Annotated in this window: 11 protein-coding genes and 1 pseudogene; 8 read left to right on the forward strand and 4 right to left on the reverse strand. The window is 68.9% G+C overall.

The window, feature by feature from the left end; genetic code table 11:
• Positions 1–390 (reverse strand): annotated as a pseudogene (locus ACFXDJ_RS34065) (hypothetical protein); the annotation flags it as partial.
• Positions 391–516: 126 nt separating this feature from the next.
• Positions 517–2,430: an amidohydrolase gene (locus ACFXDJ_RS34070; RefSeq protein WP_384649870.1), complete on the reverse strand. Its 1,914-nt coding sequence runs from the start codon at positions 2,428–2,430 to the stop codon at positions 517–519.
• Positions 2,431–2,522: 92 nt separating this feature from the next.
• Between ACFXDJ_RS34070 and ACFXDJ_RS34075 the strand changes: the two genes are divergently transcribed.
• From ACFXDJ_RS34075 to ACFXDJ_RS34095, 5 genes are all read left to right on the forward strand, one after another.
• Positions 2,523–3,644 (forward strand): LacI family DNA-binding transcriptional regulator, encoded by a 1,122-nt coding sequence (locus ACFXDJ_RS34075; RefSeq protein ID WP_384649868.1) that lies wholly within the window; start codon positions 2,523–2,525, stop codon positions 3,642–3,644.
• A 154-nt stretch (positions 3,645–3,798) separates the two neighbouring features.
• Positions 3,799–6,513 carry an aconitate hydratase AcnA gene (gene acnA, locus ACFXDJ_RS34080; protein ID WP_384649866.1) on the forward strand — a complete coding sequence of 905 codons (2,715 nt, stop codon included), beginning with the start codon at positions 3,799–3,801 and terminating at the stop codon, positions 6,511–6,513.
• A 322-nt stretch (positions 6,514–6,835) separates the two neighbouring features.
• Complete coding sequence (gene ngcE / locus ACFXDJ_RS34085) at positions 6,836–8,287, forward strand: N-acetylglucosamine/diacetylchitobiose ABC transporter substrate-binding protein (protein WP_384649864.1); 1,452 nt, start codon at positions 6,836–6,838, stop codon at positions 8,285–8,287.
• Between the two features lie 44 nt (positions 8,288–8,331).
• Positions 8,332–9,276: a carbohydrate ABC transporter permease gene (locus ACFXDJ_RS34090; protein WP_384649862.1), complete on the forward strand. Its 945-nt coding sequence runs from the start codon at positions 8,332–8,334 to the stop codon at positions 9,274–9,276.
• 12 nt (positions 9,277–9,288) lie between these two features.
• Positions 9,289–10,218, forward strand: a complete 930-nt coding sequence (locus tag ACFXDJ_RS34095; RefSeq protein WP_384649860.1) for a carbohydrate ABC transporter permease — start codon at positions 9,289–9,291, stop codon at positions 10,216–10,218.
• On the opposite strand, the gene ACFXDJ_RS34100 is transcribed toward ACFXDJ_RS34095, so the two are convergent.
• Positions 10,211–10,948 (reverse strand): MgtC/SapB family protein, encoded by a 738-nt coding sequence (locus tag ACFXDJ_RS34100; protein ID WP_384649858.1) that lies wholly within the window; start codon positions 10,946–10,948, stop codon positions 10,211–10,213. The two genes, ACFXDJ_RS34095 and ACFXDJ_RS34100, sit on opposite strands and share 8 nt — an antisense overlap.
• A gap of 30 nt (positions 10,949–10,978) precedes the next feature.
• A complete protein-coding gene (gene mgtA / locus ACFXDJ_RS34105) occupies positions 10,979–13,699 on the reverse strand; it encodes a magnesium-translocating P-type ATPase (protein ID WP_384649856.1) in 2,721 nt (906 codons plus the stop codon).
• Between the two features lie 619 nt (positions 13,700–14,318).
• Here mgtA and ACFXDJ_RS34110 point away from each other — a divergent pair.
• From ACFXDJ_RS34110 to ACFXDJ_RS34120, 3 genes are all read left to right on the forward strand, one after another.
• A complete protein-coding gene (locus ACFXDJ_RS34110) occupies positions 14,319–15,533 on the forward strand; it encodes an ROK family protein (RefSeq protein ID WP_384649854.1) in 1,215 nt (404 codons plus the stop codon).
• Positions 15,534–15,651: 118 nt separating this feature from the next.
• Positions 15,652–16,764, forward strand: coding sequence for a sugar ABC transporter substrate-binding protein (locus tag ACFXDJ_RS34115; protein ID WP_384649852.1), 1,113 nt, complete (start codon positions 15,652–15,654; stop codon positions 16,762–16,764).
• A gap of 189 nt (positions 16,765–16,953) precedes the next feature.
• Entirely contained in the window at positions 16,954–17,742 is a 789-nt protein-coding gene (locus ACFXDJ_RS34120) for an ATP-binding cassette domain-containing protein (protein ID WP_112447331.1), read from the forward strand.
• Positions 17,743–17,763 lie beyond the last annotated feature (21 nt).

Consider the following 17,763-nt stretch of genomic DNA (forward strand, 5'->3'; position numbering starts at 1 on the left):
GCGCGGTATGAGATCCCCGCCCCCCCCCCCCCCGGGGTGGGGGGGGCCCCCCCCCCCGCGCCGCCCCCCGGCTACGGGGCGGGCGGCGCCCCGCGCCCCCCCCGGCCCGGTGGCGGCCGAGTCCGCCACCGGGCCTGCCAGGGAGTCCAGGGCGGCGGAGAAGGCGGCGCTCGCCCCGGCGAGCGGGGTCTTGGCCGGATCCCCCACGAACCGGGCCGAGGCGACGAACGCGCCCGCGACCGCGCGGACCGCGGCCCGGGGATCGGGTGCGGACGAGGCCGTCGCCAACGCGGTCTGGAAGTCCGAGGACTGGGCCAGTGCGATGCTCGGACTGACCGGGTCCTGGCTCATCGGCGGACGCATGAGCGAGATGCGGAAAAGCGGTTCCATGGTGGCCCCCCATTGCCGGTTCCTTCACTTTCTGTCACCGGCAATGTGCTCAGACCCCAGAGTGGTTACTCTCCGCTACCGCAATCTCCACCTCAAAGGGTGAGCGTATTAAGTGGAATTGACGCCTCAGTGCCCACAGGCGTGGTGGCGACCTCCGCCGTGCACCGACGCGTACGCGGCCGGGCGCGGCCCCGAAGCGGCGCCCGCCACCCGTGCCGAAGCCGCCCGTCCCGACGCCGAATCCGCGTCGTGCACCACGCGGCCACCGACCAGGGTCAGCCGGACCCCCGTCCCGCTGATGTCGGCCACCGGGCAGCGCGTCACGTCCCGGTCCAGCACCACCAGGTCCGCCGCCTTCCCTGCCTCCACCGTGCCCGTCAGCTCCTCCTGGCGCAGCTGCCAGGCCGTTCCCGAAGTGTGCATCCGCAACGTGGTGTCACGGCTCAGCGCCTCCTTCTCCCGGTACAGGGCGCCCGAACCGAAGGCGCCCTGCCGGTCGATCGCCGTCCGCAGCTGGTTCCACACCTGAAGGGCGTCCACCGGCCAGTCGGAGCCGCCCGTCAGCCGCGCCCCCGCCTTCTCCAGGCTGCGCGCCGGGTACATCCACCGGTGCCGCTCGGGCCCGATGTACGGGAGCAGCGCCTCCATCGTCCAGGTGTCCTCCGTGGCCCACTGGAGCTGCATGCACGCCGCGACACCCAGCTGCGCGAAGCGCCGTAGATCCGCCGGGTCCACGATCTGCAGGTGCGCCACCGCGTTGCGGGCGTCCTTGCGGCCCGTCACCCGCCGGGCGTACGCGTACCCGTCCAGAGCGGTGCGCACCGCCCGGTCCCCGAGCCCGTGGGCGTGCATCTGCCAGCCCGCCTGGTTGAAGGCGGCGCTGAGCCGGCCGTAGTCCGCCGCCGAGGTGTACAGCTCGCCCCGGTTCGCGGTGGGCTTGCCGTGCCCGTCGAGGTACGGCTCCAGCAGCGCGGCCGTCTGCGCCGGGTACTCGATGACCCCGTCGAGGAACACCTTGATCATCCCGAACCGGAGTCCCCGCACGCCCTCGAACTCCCGCCGCAGGCCCCGCGCGTAGGCCAGCGAGGCGGCCGGGTCCTTGGCCTGCTCCGCGTCCAGCCGGATCGCCGGCACGATCCGCTGCGGCAGCTTCCCCGCCGCCGAGAGGGCCTGGTACAGCTCCAGCTCGTGCCGTCCCACCAGGGCGTCCATCATCGTCGTGACCCCGGACGCGGCGGCCAGCTCCAGCACCTTGGCGCAGGCCGCGACCAGCTCGGCCCGGGTGGGCTCCGGTACGTGCCGCTTGACCAGGCCCTGCGCGTCGTCCTTGAGGACGCCGGTGGGCTTGCCGTCCGCGCCCTTGACCACCTTGCCGCCGACCGGGTCGGGGGTGGCCGCCGTGATCCCGGCGATGTCCAGGGCCCGCTGGTTGGCCCACAGGTTGTGCCCGTCGCCGCCGACGAGGACGACCGGCCGCCGGGTCGGGAGCGCGTCCAGCATCGAGTGGTGCGGGCTGGTGCCCGTGGGGAGCAGCCCGACCGGGTTCCAGTCCTCGACCACCAGCCAGCCGTCGGGTTCGGCGCCCGCGCCGCCGGTGTCGGCGAGGAAGCCGGTCAGGATCGCCTGGAGGTCGGCCAGGGTGGTCTCGGCGCTGTCCAGCGAGGGGGACAGCGAGCGTTCACCGGCGCCGAGCGGGTGGACGTGGCCGTCGTGGATGCCGCTCATGACGGTGTTGCCGCGGGCGTCGACGACCTCGGTGTCCCGGCCCACGTGGCGGCGGACCGCCGCGTTCGTCCCGGTGGCGAGGATCTTGCCGTCCCGGCCGACCGCGACGGCCTCGACGGGCGCCCGGCCGCCGGTCCCGGTGAACACCGAGGCGTGGTGGACCACCAGGGCGGCCGAACCCCGCCCGCCGGAAGGCGCGGCGGAGGCGGGGGCCGCGCCCAACAGACCCGCGGCGCCGGCGGCCCCGGTGGCGACCCCGGCGGCGAGGACCCTCCGGCGGGACAAGGGGGAGGAAGGGGAGGAAGAAGACTGCATGCCCACTCCAAACGTTGGTGTGGGCAGGACGCTGTTTGATTAAGGGCTTAACCAGAACCCGCCGCCGACGACGAAATCCGTACGATGACGGCGTGCCCGCCCCCGCGCCCGTCCCCACCCCCGGCCCCGTGCCCACCCCCATGCCCGCCCCCGCGCCCGTGCCCGGTCCGACGCTGGCCGACATCGCGCGCGCCGCCGAGGTCTCCACCGCGACCGTCTCGCACGCGCTCAACGGCACCGGCCGCCTCGGCGAGTCGACCCGCCGCAGGGTGCGGGAGGTGGCCGGGGCCCTCGGCTACGGAGCCCGGCGCGGCCCGCACAACCGCAGCCTCGGCGTCGCGGTGACCACGTACGCCGGGTTCGCCTGGGACTTCGCGCGGATCGCCTACTTCTCCCGGTGGCTCACCGCCGCCACCTCGGCCGCGCACGCCCACGGCTACGCCCTGACCACGCTCCCCGCCGACCGGGGCGCCGAGCCGCTGTGGCACAACCTCGCGGTGGACGGGATGCTGCTGCTCGACAGCCCGGCCGACGACCCGGTGCTGCGCGCGCTGCGGGCGCGCGGTCTGCCGGTGGTCTTCGACGGGCGCCCGCCCGATCCCCGGCCGCAGGACGTGTGGGTGGACAACGACCACGCGGCCACCACCCGCGAGGTGCTGGACCACCTCGCGGAATCCGGCGCCCGGCGGATCGCCCTGCACTCGGGGTACGGCCGGGAGTTCTACACGGAGGCCGTCACCTCAGCCTATGAACACTGGTGCGCCCTGCACGGCCAGGCTCCGCGCGTGGTCCCCTTCGACCCGAACGACGCGGCCGGGCACGCCTTCGACTCCGCCCTCGCCGGACCGGACCGGCCGGACGCCGTCTACTGCGTGTACGACCCGGGGGGCCGCCAGGTGCTGGCCGCCGCCGCGCGCCACGGCATCCCCGTACCCGGCCCGATGGACGGCGTCGCACCGGGGGGCGGAGGGATTCGGGACGAGGGGACGCGGGAGAAGGGGCTGCTGCTGGTCTGTGCCAGCGAGGACCCGGCGTACGCCGAGAACGAACCCTCCGTGACCACCGTCACCTTCGATCCGGACCGGATCGCCGTCACGGCGGTCGCAGTGCTGGTCAAGCTCGTCGAATCCGGACATGCGGAATCGACCGGCCAGCTGACGGTACCGGCGGGGCTGCGGGTGCGTGCCTCGTCCCGGGCCCCTCGCATGTACTAGAGTTATCTCGACATCGAGATATCTGCCCCGGACGTACCGCAGCCGTCCCGCTGGTAAGGGTTACCTAACTTAGCCTCACCTTAGCGGATTGGCCCGAGTGCCGCGCGGCAGGATTGCGGTAATACGCGCGAATTCATGCATGAAGGAGACTGTCGTGTCGGCGAACAGCTTCGACGCCCGCAGCACGCTGCAGGTGGGCGACGAGTCGTACGAGATCTTCAAGCTGGACAAGGTCGAGGGCTCTGCCCGCCTTCCCTACAGCCTGAAGGTCCTGCTGGAGAACCTGCTCCGTACCGAGGACGGCGCGAACATCACCGCCGACCACATCCGGTCGCTCGGAAACTGGGACTCGCAGGCCCAGCCCAGCGAGGAAATCCAGTTCACGCCGGCCCGCGTGATCATGCAGGACTTCACCGGCGTCCCCTGCGTCGTCGACCTCGCCACCATGCGCGAGGCCGTCAAGGCCCTCGGCGGCGACCCGGCGAAGATCAACCCGCTCTCGCCCGCCGAGATGGTCATCGACCACTCGGTCATCGCCGACAAGTTCGGCACGAAGGACGCCTTCGCGCAGAACGTCGAGCTGGAGTACGGCCGCAACAAGGAGCGCTACCAGTTCCTGCGCTGGGGCCAGACCGCCTTCGACGACTTCAAGGTCGTCCCCCCGGGCACCGGCATCGTCCACCAGGTCAACATCGAGCACCTGGCCCGCACCGTCATGGTCCGCAACGGCCAGGCGTACCCCGACACCCTCGTCGGCACCGACTCGCACACCACCATGGTCAACGGCCTGGGCGTACTGGGCTGGGGCGTCGGCGGCATCGAGGCCGAGGCCGCGATGCTCGGCCAGCCGGTCTCCATGCTGATCCCGCGCGTCGTCGGCTTCAAGCTGACCGGCGAGCTGCCGGCCGGCACCACCGCCACCGACCTCGTGCTGACCATCACCGAGATGCTCCGCAAGCACGGCGTCGTCGGCAAGTTCGTCGAGTTCTACGGTGAGGGCGTCGCCGCCACCTCGCTCGCGAACCGCGCCACCATCGGCAACATGTCGCCGGAGTTCGGCTCCACCGCCGCCATCTTCCCGATCGACGACGAGACGCTGAAGTACCTGCGCCTGACGGGCCGCGACGCCCAGCAGGTCGCCCTGGTCGAGGCGTACGCCAAGGCCCAGGGCCTGTGGCTGGACCCGGCCGCCGAGCCGGACTTCTCCGAGAAGCTGGAGCTCGACCTCTCCACGGTCGTCCCCTCCATCGCCGGCCCGAAGCGCCCGCAGGACCGCATCGTCCTCGCCAACGCCTCGCAGCAGTTCGCCCAGGACGTGCGCAACTACGTCGAGGACGACGACGAGGCGGGCAAGGAGTCCTTCCCGGCCTCCGACGCCCCGGCCGCCACCAACGGCGTGCCGACCCGCCCGACGCTGGTCACCCTGGCCGACGGCACCTCCTTCGAGATCGACCACGGCGCCGTCACCGTCGCCGCGATCACCTCGTGCACCAACACCTCGAACCCCTACGTCATGGTCGCCGCGGCGCTCGTGGCCAAGAAGGCGACCGAGAAGGGCCTGACCCGCAAGCCCTGGGTCAAGACCACCCTGGCCCCGGGTTCGAAGGTCGTCACCGACTACTTCGACAAGGCCGGCCTGACCCCGTACCTCGACAAGATGGGCTTCAACCTCGTCGGGTACGGCTGCACCACCTGCATCGGCAACTCCGGTCCGCTGGACGAGGAGATCTCGAAGGCGATCAACGAGCACGACCTCGCGGTCACCTCGGTCCTCTCGGGCAACCGCAACTTCGAGGGCCGCATCAACCCCGACGTCAAGATGAACTACCTGGCCTCCCCGCCGCTGGTCGTCGCGTACGCCATCGCGGGCTCCATGAAGGTGGACATCACCAAGGACGCCATCGGCACCGACACCGAGGGCAAGCCGGTCTTCCTGAAGGACATCTGGCCCTCCGAGGCCGAGGTCAACGACGTCGTGGCGAGCGCCATCGGCGAGGACATGTTCAGCAAGTCCTACCAGGACGTCTTCGCGGGCGACGCCCAGTGGCAGGCGCTGTCGATCCCGACCGGCAACACCTTCGAGTGGGACCCGCAGTCCACCTACGTCCGCAAGCCCCCTTACTTCGAGGGCATGACGATGGAGACCACCCCGGTCTCCGACATCGCCGGCGCCCGCGTGCTGGCGAAGCTGGGCGACTCGGTCACCACCGACCACATCTCCCCGGCCGGTGCGATCAAGGCCGACACCCCGGCCGGCAAGTACCTGACGGAGCACGGCGTGGAGCGCCGCGACTTCAACTCGTACGGTTCCCGCCGCGGCAACCACGAGGTCATGATCCGCGGTACGTTCGCCAACATTCGCCTCCGCAACCAGATCGCGGCGGGCACCGAGGGCGGCTTCACCCGCGACTTCACCGTCGAGGGCGCCCCCGTCGCCTTCATCTACGACGCTTCGCAGAACTACCAGGCCGCCGGCATCCCGCTGGTCATCCTGGCGGGCAAGGAGTACGGCTCCGGTTCGTCCCGCGACTGGGCGGCCAAGGGCACCGCGCTGCTCGGCGTCAAGGCCGTCATCGCGGAGTCCTACGAGCGCATCCACCGCTCCAACCTGATCGGCATGGGTGTCCTCCCGCTGCAGTTCCCCGAGGGCGCCACGGCGGCCTCCTTGGGCCTCACGGGCGAGGAGACCTTCTCGTTCACCGGTGTGGAGGAGCTGAACAACGGCACCACCCCGCGCACGGTCAAGGTCACCACCGAGACCGGCGTGGAGTTCGACGCGGTCGTCCGCATCGACACCCCCGGTGAGGCGGACTACTACCGCAACGGCGGCATCATGCAGTACGTGCTCCGCAACCTCATCCGTGGCTAAGCACCGCCGCGGCTAAGCGCATACCGGCACCAAAGGGCCGTACCTCCGTTAAGGGGGTACGGCCCTTCCGTTTCTGCGGGCGGCTCCGACGGTCCTGGTCAGGTGACGGTGAGGTCTCAACTCGGAAAAGCCGGGGCTCATACCGGTACATGATCTTGCTCACAGGAGCGGAAGTGGACTATACCTGTGCCCGTCCGGATCACCGCGAAATGAGCGGCCCCGGACGGGGGGACGGCGGGGACCTGCGGTGATGTCCGCATGCGCGGCAACAGCCGTACTTTCCTTCCTCCTTCACACTCCTGACGAAGGCGAGGACTTGAGCATGGGATCCACCTCCGCCCACGGCGAGAACAGCAACGGTGAGGGCCTCGGCCGCCGGGACCTGATCAAGCGCTCCGCGGCACTCGGCCTGATCGCCGTACCGACGATGAGCTTCCTGTCCGCGTGCGCATCCGGCTCGGACACGACGACCAAGGGCAATGAGTCCAAGACGGCCGTCACCAAGGAGAACCCGTTCGGCGTCGCCAAGGGCGGCAAGCTCGACGTGGTCGTCTTCAAGGGCGGTTACGGCGACGACTACGCCAAGGCCTGGGAGGCGGCGTTCGACAAGAAGTGGGGCACCACCACCTCCCACCTCTCCACCCAGGAGATCACCTCCAAGCTGCAGCCGCGCTTCAACGGCGGCAACCCGCCGGACGTCGTCGACGACTCCGGCGCCCAGCAGATCAAGCTGGACGTGCTCGTCAAGGGCGGTCAGGTCGCCGACCTCACCGCGGTGCTCGACGCCCCCTCGCTCGACGACCCGACCAAGAAGGTCCGGGACACGCTGATGCCCGGGGCCGTCGAAGGCGGCATGGTCGGCGGCAAGTTCGTCGCCCTGCAGTACGTCTACACCGTCTGGGGCCTGTGGTACTCCGGCAAGCTCTTCAAGGAGAAGGGCTGGACCCCGCCGAAGACCTGGCCCGAGTTCATCGAGATCTGCAAGAAGGCCAAGGAAGCCGGCATCGGCGGCCTCGCCCACCAGGGCAAGTACCCGTACTACATCAACGTCGCCATCATGGACCTGATCGCCAAGAAGGGCGGCCTGGATGCCATGAAGGCGATCGACAACCTGGAGCCGAACGCCTTCGCGGACAACCCGGTGGCGCTGGAGGCCGTCGAGGCGATCTACGACGTCGTCGAGAAGGACCTGCTGATGCCGGGCACCAACGGCCTGACGCACACCGAGTCCCAGACCCAGTGGAACCAGTACAAGGCCGCCTTCATCACCTCGGGCTCCTGGCTGGAGAACGAGCAGCTCAAGCAGACCCCGGAAGACTTCGACATGCAGTTCCTGCCGATGCCGGTGCTGCCCGGGAGCAAGCTGCCCTTCGAGGCCATCCGCGCCGGCGCCGGCGAGCCCTTCATCGTCCCGGAGAAGGCCGCCAACAAGGCCGCCGGCCTGGAGTTCCTCCGCTCGATGCTGTCGCGCGAGTGGTCGACCCTGTTCGCCCAGCAGGCCAACTCCCTCACCATCCTCAAGGACGGCGTGGACCCGGCCGTCAAGCTCCGCTCCGGTACGCAGTCGGCCGTAGCGGCGCTCAAGGCCGCCGGGGACAATACCTTCAACTACCGCTACGCGGACTGGTACAGCGAGATGGGCACGGAGATCGAGAACGCGTCCAATGAGCTGATGGCCAAGCGCATCCAGCCCAAGGAATGGATCAAGCGGGCCCAGGCTGCGGTAGACAAGGCCACCAAGGACCCGAACGCCAAGAACAACAAGCGCACCTGACACCCGCGTCCACCGGTCACCCGGAACCACCAGGGACGGACACCATGAGCCACGTAGCAAACAGCAAGGGGCGGGGCGGCTTCATCGCCGGCTTCCTCATCCTGCCCCTCGCGTTGTACCTGACCTTTGTCATCTGGCCGTACATTCAGACGTTCGGCTATTCCTTCACCAACTGGACGGGTCAGTCACCGACTTTCGACTTCGTCGGACTGGACAACTACTCGGCCCTGCTGAAGGACGAGGTCTTCCGCGGCGCGCTGCTGCACAATCTGCTGCTCCTGGTGTTCGTCCCGACGGTCACCATCCTGATCTCCCTGTTCTTCGCCTTCATGCTGAACGCCGGAGGGCGCGGCGGAGCCGGCGGGGTCCAGGGGGTGGCGGGCTCCGCCCTCTACAAGGTGATCTACTTCTTCCCGCAGGTCCTCTCCCTCGCGATCCTCGCGGTGCTCTTCGGAGCCGTGTACCGCAGTGACGAGGGAGGGCTGCTGAATGGATTCCTCAGCAAACTGAACCTGGTCGACCCCGCGCACCCGATCGAATGGCTCAACCAGCCGAACTTCGTCCTCTGGTGCCTGCTGCTCGTCGTCGTCTGGCACGGGGTCGGTTTCTACCTCGTCCTCTTCTCGGCCGCCATGCAGTCGGTGCCCAGGGACATCTACGAAGCCGCACTGCTCGACGGCGCGGGGCGCGCCCAGACCTTCTTCAAGGTCACGCTGCCCCTGCTGTGGGATTCTGTGCAGACCTCCGCGGTCTATCTGGGCATCGCCGCGATGGACATGTTCGTCCTCGTGTCGACCATGACCTCGGGCCAGTTCGGCGGCGGACCGGACCACCACAGCGAGGTCATGGCGACGGTGCTGATGCGTAACTTCCTCTACTTCGGCAAGGCCGGCTACGCCTGCGCCATGGGGGTCGTCATGCTCGTCCTGACCCTGATCCTCTCCGCCATCACGCTGCGGGCCACTCGCCGCGAGCACGTCGAGTTCTAGCGGGAGACCACGATGACCACTGTGATCAAAGCACCGGGCGAGGCGGCGGCCGAGAAGCGCTCCGCCGCCTCCGGGCAGCCCCGCGGCCGCAAGAAGAGCGGTTCCGACGGGATGGTCCTCAACGTCTTCTCGCACGGCTTCCTCGCCGTGTGGGGGATATTGATCATCCTTCCCCTCATCTGGCTGGTGCTCGGCTCGTTCAAGACCGACGTCCAGATCGGCGAATCGGCCCTGAGCTGGCCGGCCAACTGGCACTTCGACGCCTTCCCCCGCGCCTGGAACAAGGGCATCGGGAGCTACTTCGCCAACACGCTGATCGTGATGGTGTTCTCGGTTCCGCTGACGATGCTGCTCGGCTCGATGGCCGCGTACGTCCTGGCCCGCTACCCCTTCCGGGGCAACCGGGCGATCTACTACTTCTTCGTCAGCGGGGCCATGTTCCCGGTCTTCCTGGCGCTCGTCCCGCTGTTCTTCATGGTGAAGCGGCTGGACATGCTCAACACGTACCAAGGTCTGATCCTGGTGTACGTGGCGTACTCGATGCCGTTCACCGTCTTCTTCATGCACTCGTTCTTCCGGACGCTGCCGACGGCCGTGCACGAGGCGGCGGTGATCGACGGGGCCTCGCACACCCGGATCTTCTTCCAGGTGATGATGCCGATGGCCAAGCCCGGCCTGATCAGCGTCGGGATATTCAATGTCCTGGGGCAGTGGAACCAGTACATCCTGCCGTCCGTGCTGATGCAGCCGCAGACGGGATCGGACCCCGAGCGCTACATGCTCACCCAGGGCCTGATCCAGTTGCAGTACCAGATGGGCTACGAGACGGACCTGCCGGTGCTGTTCGCCGGTGTGACCATCGCGATGATCCCGATGCTGGTGGTCTACCTGTCCTTCCAGCGGCAGATCCAGGCCGGCCTGACCTCGGCCACGCTCAAGTAGCCGAAGCCGAGACCGACGGGTCGGGGACCACCGACCAGCTGACCGCCGAGACGGAGGGGTCGAGGGAGAGGTTGCTGACCGCTTCCTCCAGCATCCGGCCCCCCTCGCCCTCGGCGGTCAGCAGCGCGGACACCGTCACCAGGCCGGCCTCCGGGCCGTCCTGGCTGCGGATCGAACGCAGCTGGTAGCCCGGCCGGCCGAGCGCGTCGACCAGCCGGTGGCGGATGTGGGCCTCCTCCGCCTCCAGGCACACCGCCTCGAAGTGGAAGTCGGTGGCCACCTCGGCCCCGCCGCGCGGTTCGCGGTCCATGCGCCGGCCCAGCGGGCGCAGCAGGAGGTTGGCCCCCACCACGCCCGCCGTGCCGCAGGCCGCCAGGACGAACATCCCGGTCCCGGCGAGGCAGCCCACCGCAGCCGAACACCACAGGGTGGCGGCCGTGTTCAGGCCGCGGACGCTGAGCCCGTCGCGCATGATCACGCCGGCGCCGAGGAAGCCGATCCCCGAGACGATCTGGGCGGCGACCCGCGAGCCGTCGTACTGGACCTCCGAGACCTCGCTCATGAACCCGTACTGCGAGAGCAGTACGAAGAGCGCGGCGCCGCCCGCCACCAGGGCGTTGGTCCGCAGGCCCGCCATCCGGGCCCGCCACTGCCGTTCCAGGCCGATCGCCGCCCCGAATCCGAGCGCCGCGGCCAGGTGCCCGGCCATCTCCCATTCCGTGAGCATCATCGGCCCTCTCCCTTCTTCGTTGCGGGGCTCTTAGAGCCAGGTGCCGAACTTGCGGATGTACACGGTCTTCAGCAGCTGCGTGAGCGTGCAGTACGCGAGCAGCACGCCGATCAGCCACGGGAAGTAGCTCGCCGGCAGGGGTACGAAGCCCAGCGAGGAGGCCAGCGGCGAGAAGGGCAGGAAGAGCCCGGTCAGCACCGCGAGGACGGTCATCGCCATGACCGGCCAGGACGCCCGCGACTGGATGAAGGGGATCTTGCGGGTACGGATCATGTGGACGATCAGGGTCTGCGAGAGCAGGCCCTCGATGAACCAGCCGGACTGGAAGAGCGCGGCGTGCTCCAAGCTGTTGGCCGCGAACACGTTCCACATGATGGCGAACATCGCGATGTCGAAGACCGAGCTGATCGGGCCGATGCAGAGCATGAAGCGGCCGATGCCCTTGGCGTCCCAGTTGCGGGGCTTGCGCAGGTACTCCTCGTCCATCCGGTCCCACGGCGTGGCCAGCTGGGCGATGTCGTAGACCAGGTTCTGGACCAGCAGCATGATCGCCAGCATCGGCTGGAACGGGATGAAGGCGCTCGCCACCAGTACCGAGAAGACGTTGCCGAAGTTGGAACTGGCCGTCATCTTGATGTACTTGATCGTGTTGCCGAAGGTGGTCCGGCCCTGGATCACGCCCTGCTCCAGGACGGTGAGGTCCTTCTCCAGCAGGATGATGTCGGCCGACTCCTTGGCGATGTCGACGGCGGTGTCGACCGAGATGCCGACGTCCGCGTCGCGCAGCGCCGCCGCGTCGTTGATGCCGTCCCCGAGGAAGCCGACCGTGTGGCCGTCGGCCTGCAGGGCACGCACGATCCGGGCCTTCTGGACCGGGTTGACCTTGGCGAAGACCGTCGTACGGGCGGCCAGCTCGCGCAGCTCCATGTCGTCGAGGCCGTCGATCTCGGTGCCGCCCACCACATGGCCGACGGTGAGGCCGACATCGGCGCAGACCCGGGCGGCGACGAGCTCGTTGTCGCCGGTGACCACCTTGACCGCGATGCCCTTGTCGGCCAGGCCCTGCAGGGCCCGGGCGGCGTCGGCCTTCGGCGGGTCGAGGAAGGCGAGGAAGCCGACCAGCGTCAGCCGGTCCTCGTCGGCGACCGTGTAGGTGTCGCGCGGGCTGCTCATCGTGCGGGTGGCGACGGCCAGGACGCGCAGGCCCTTGCGGTTGTTGTCCTCGGCGATGCGGGTGACGTGCCACCGCAGCTGTTCGGTCAGCTCGACCTTTTGGCCGCGGTCCGTCATGTGGGTGCACAGGGCGAGGACTTCCTCGACGGCGCCCTTGGTGATCATGACGTGCTCGGAGCGGCCGAGCTCGCCCACGATGCTGTTGCGGTTGAGGACCACGGACATCCGGCGCCGGGCGAAGTCGAAGGGGATCTCGTCGACCATCGAGAACCGTGCGTCGACGACAACCTCCTCGGCTTCGCCCACGCGGTCGATGACCGCTTGGTCCATCAGGTTCTTCAGCCCGGTCTGGAAGTGCGAGTTGAGGTATCCGTACTCCAGGACCTCGTTGTCCTCGTCGCCGTGCACGTCCAGGTAGCGGTCCAGGACGATCCGGTCCTCGGTGAGGGTGCCCGTCTTGTCCGTGCACAGCACGTCCATGGCGCCCAGGTTCTGGATCGCGTTGAGCCGCTTGACGACCACCTTGCGCTTGGACATCGCGACCGCGCCGCGGGCCAGGTTGGCCGAGACCACCATCGGCAGCATCTCGGGCGTCAGGCCGACCGCCACGGCGATGCCCAGGAGGAAGGCGGCCTCCCAGTCGCCCTTGGTGAAGCCGTTGACCATGAAGACGATGGGGACCATCACCAGCATGAAGCGGATCAGCAGGAAGCTGACCTTGCGCACGCCGGTGTCGAAGTTGGTCTCCGGGCGCTCGCCGACCAGGGAGCCGGCCATCGAGCCGAAGTAGGTGTCGGAGCCGGTGGCGACGACGACCCCGGTGGCGGTGCCGGAGGTCACCGAGGTGCCCATCAGGCAGATGTTGTCGGCCTCGACGGGGTCGGTGGTCTCGCGCTGGCCGAGGTCCTCCGCCCGGGTGTCGGCCTTGGCGACCGGCAGGGACTCGCCGGACAGCGCGGCCTGGCTGACCATCAGGTCCTTGGAGGTGATGAGCCGCAGGTCGGCCGGGATCAGGTCGCCGGCCGCCAGCTTGACCACGTCACCGGGGACCACCTGGTCCATCGGGATCTCGAAGGTGGTGGGGCCCGAGCCGCTGCCGGCCCGGCGCTGCACCGCGCAGGTGGTGGTGACGAGTTGCTTCAGCGCGTCGGCGGCGCGGCCCGAGCGGTATTCCTGCCAGAAGCGCAGCAGTCCGCTGATCCCCACCATCACCGAGAGGATGATCACGCCGGGATCGGCGGGGTCCTGCCAGTACATGACGGCGGCGAGGAAGACCAGGACCCCGATGAAGGGGTTCCAGTACGCCTTGGCGAGCTGGACGAACCACAGGGGCGCGCGCTCGTGGGCCACGACGTTGGCGCCGTGGCGCTCCAGGCGCAGCGCGGCCTCGGTGTGGGTGAGGCCGGCCGGGGAGGCGTCCACTTCCTGGAGGACCTGGACGCCCGGTCGGGCGCTGACCTCGGCGAGCCGTTCGCCGACGATCCGGGTACGGGCCTCCAGTTCGGCGGCCTTGCGCTCGCGGCGGGCCTTGCCCGGGGGTGCGAGCTTCGTGGGGGTGCGAGGGGTGAGCATGGTCATGACGAATCCTCCCTCCACGGTGTCCGGGCAGCGCGAAGCCGCCCGGTCACGTGGAGTGATCATGGGTCGGCGCGGCGGGGCACGTAAGGCCACGGGGCACGCCGATGGGCATGGATGACGCGTGTCCGGCACGGGGGCCGGGACATGCGGAAGGGGCTGGGAATTACGAAGATGAATGCAGGGACACACGGGGGCGGCGAAGGGCCGCGGCCGTGCACACTCGAAGAGAGATCAGCAGGTCAGGAGGGCAGAACGGGTCTGGACGCCTCGGGATCGGCTGATCAGCTGAAGAGAGCGCTGCAAGGACTTCGATCGGGACTCATCCCGAACACCTCCTTGCGTAGCGCTGTCATGACAGAGGGCGCCCGATCCGGCCGGAAAGGCCGTAGAAGATCGGCGCCTCACCGACCGTAACACGATGCCTATGGATATTTCTCTCGTACTTATGGACGGTAGTGGCCGATTCGTGCCGCGTCGGCCTCTTGACGTCGCGGGGACCAAAGGCTCGACTTAAGGTTCACAAGTTGGAGAGACGCCGGGGTCTCGGAGCGCACAGCCCTGAGGGCACCGGCCGGGGGGCGACGGCTTGCCGTTGCTTATGGGCAGGAGTGGATGAGTCGTGCAGACTCCCGGATCGCAGTCTTCACTGCATCGCGCGAATCTGGAGCGCGTCGTACGGGCGGTGCGGCTCGCGGGTTCGCTGACCCAGGCGGAGATCGCCCGGACCACCGGACTGTCGGCGGCCACGGTCTCCAACATCGTGCGCGAGCTCAAGGAGGCCGGGACCGTCGAGGTCACGGACACCTCGGCCGGCGGCCGGCGGGCGCGCAGCGTCTCGCTCAGCGGTGACGCGGGCATCGTGATCGGCGTCGACTTCGGGCACACCCATCTGAGGGTGGCCGTGGGCAACCTCGCCCACCAGGTGCTGGCCGAGGAGGCCGAGCCGCTGGACGTGGACGCCTCCTGGGTGGACGGCTTCGACCGGGCCGAGGCCCTGGTCGGACGGCTCATCGCGGGGATCGGGGTCGGCCGGGACAAGGTCATCGGCGTCGGGCTCGGCGTCCCGGGCCCCATCGACGTGGAATCCGGAACCCTCGGCTCCACCGCGATCCTGCCGGGCTGGGCCGGGATCAACCCGCGTCAGGAGCTCTCGCAGCGCCTCGGCGTGCCCGTGTACGTGGACAACGACGCGAACCTCGGAGCGCTGGGGGAACTCGTTTGGGGGAGTGGCCGGGGAGTGAAGGACCTGGCGTACATCAAGGTCGCCAGCGGGGTCGGCGCCGGGCTGGTGATCAACGGTCAGATCTACCGCGGACCCGGTGGCACCGCCGGCGAGATCGGCCACATCACGCTGGACGAATCGGGCCCGGTCTGCCGCTGCGGCAACCGCGGATGCCTGGAGACCTTCGCCGCCGCCCGGTACGTGCTGCCGCTCCTGCAGAGCAGCCACGGACCGGAGTTGACGATGGAACGGGTGGTCGAGCTGGCCAGGGGCGGGGACCCCGGCTGCCGTCGGGTCATCACCGATGTCGGCCGCCACATCGGCAGCGGCGTGGCCAGTCTGTGCAACCTCCTGAACCCGAGCCGGGTGGTCCTGGGCGGCTCGCTCGCGGACGCCGGGGAGCTGGTGCTGGCCCCCATCCGCGAGTCGGTCGGAAGGTACGCGATTCCCAGCGCGGCCCGGCAATTGTCGGTGCTCACAGGGTCGCTGGGCGGGCGTGCCGAGGTGCTGGGGGCCCTGGCACTCGTACTGAGCGAGATGGGCGATTCGACGCTTTTGGCAGAAAATGGGAGTGGAGTGCGAGCACCAGCCGTCTTGTCTTCAGTTAGATAACGGATGGCACCGTTGTCATCTCGTTAAGGATTCACTCCTTGACGGCAAACTTGCGGCCGGGGTTGACTCACATCCACCTCGGCCGCAGTGTTGCGGCCTCGTCAGGGAGGTTCAAGTAATGAACACGCAGATGCGCAGAGCCGCCGTAGCTGTCGCCGCCGGAGCCATGGCCGTCTCGCTGGCCGCTTGCGGCAGTGCGAAGGAGTCCGGGGACAAGGCGAACTCCACCGCCACCGTCAAGGGCAACGCGATCAAGGTGGGTCTGCTCCTGCCGGAGAACCAGACCGCGCGTTACGAGAAGTTCGACAAGCCGCTCATCGAGAAGACGGTCAAGGACCTCACCGCGGGCAAGGGCGAGGTCGTCTACGCCAACGCCAAGCAGGACGCGACCACGCAGAACTCGCAGGTCGACACGATGATCACCAACAAGGTGAACGTCCTGATCGTCGACGCGGTGGACTCCAAGGCCATCGCCGGCTCGGTCAAGAAGGCCAAGGACGCGGGCATCCCCGTCGTCGCCTACGACCGACTGGCCGAGGGCCCGATCGACGCCTACACCTCCTTCGACAACGAAGAGGTCGGCAAGGTCCAGGGCAAGGCTCTCCTGGAGGCCTTGGGCGACAAGGCCAAGGACGGCCAGATCGTCATGATGAACGGCTCCGTCACCGACCCGAACGCCGCGCTGTTCAAGAAGGGCGCGCACTCCGTCCTCGACGGCAAGGTGAACATCGGCAAGGAGTACGACACGGTCGAGTGGAAGCCGGAGAACGCCAACACCAACATGGCGGCCGCGCTCACCGCGCTCGGCAAGGACAAGGTCGTCGGCGTCTACTCCGCCAACGACGGCATGGCCGGCGGCATCATCACCGCCCTCAAGGCGGCCGGTCTGACCACCCTGCCCCCGGTCACGGGCCAGGACGCCGAACTCGCCGGTGTGCAGCGCATCGTGGCGGGCGAGCAGTTCATGAGCGTCTACAAGCCGTACGCTCCCGAGGCCGAGGCCGCCGCGAAGATGGCCATCGCCCTCGCCAAGGGCGACCGCATCGAGACCATCGCCACCGCCAAGGTCGACAGCCCCACCACCAAGGGCGTCCCGTCCCTGCTGATCCCGGTCGTCTCGCTGACCAAGGCGAACATCAAGGACACCGTCATCCGGGACAACGTCTACACGGCCGACGAGATCTGCACCGACAAGTACGCGGCCGCCTGCGCCACCCTCGGCCTGAAGTAAGGCCCCCGCCGCTCGGCGCGATCCGAGCCGGCCCCCCATTCCTGTCCGGCGTTCCCGCCTCCATCCCGCCACTGGCGGGGCGCCGGACAGAATCGTTTCTCCATCCCGGTTTTCATTCGGGTCTTCATCCCAATACCCCTGTGGTCCTGCTCTTTTGCACGACATCCCCGCCGGTCAGGCGGCAAGGAGATGGTTCATGTGTCCGCTGCGCCCGTACTGGCGTTGCGAGGGGTCTCGAAGCGGTTCGGCGCCGTTCAGGCCCTCACCGACGTAGAACTCGAGATTCACTCAGGCGAGGTGGTCGCCCTCGTCGGCGACAACGGCGCCGGTAAGTCCACGCTGGTCAAGACGATCGCCGGCGTGCACCCCATCGATGACGGAGTCATCGAGTGGGAGGGCCGCCCGGTTTCGATCACCAAGCCCCACGACGCCCAGAACCTGGGCATCGCGACGGTCTACCAGGACCTCGCGCTGTGCGACAACATCGATGTCGTCGGCAACCTCTTCCTCGGCCGCGAGCTCAAGAGGCGCGGCATCCTCGACGAGGTGGAGATGGAGCGGCGCGCCCGCGAGCTCCTGACCACCCTGTCGATCCGGATCCCCAGCGTCCGCATCCCCATCGCCTCGCTCTCCGGCGGCCAGCGCCAGACCGTGGCGATCGCCCGCTCCATGCTGGGCGAGCCCCAGCTCGTCATCCTCGACGAGCCCACCGCGGCCCTCGGCGTCGAGCAGACCGCACAGGTCCTCGACCTCGTGGAGCGGCTGCGCGAGCGCGGTCACGCCGTCATCCTCATCAGCCACAACATGGCCGATGTGAAGGCTGTCGCCGACAAGGTGGCGGTACTGCGGCTGGGCCGCAACAACGGCGTCTTCTCCGTGAAGGACACGTCGCAGGAAGAGATCATCTCCGCCATCACCGGGGCCACGGACAACGCCGTGACCCGCCGGGCGGCCCGCACCGGGGAGGCCCGCAAGTGAGCACCCACAAGCATGCCGCCG

The organism is Streptomyces sp. NPDC059443 (assembly GCF_042750105.1).
Taxonomy (GTDB): Bacteria; Actinomycetota; Actinomycetes; order Streptomycetales; family Streptomycetaceae; genus Streptomyces.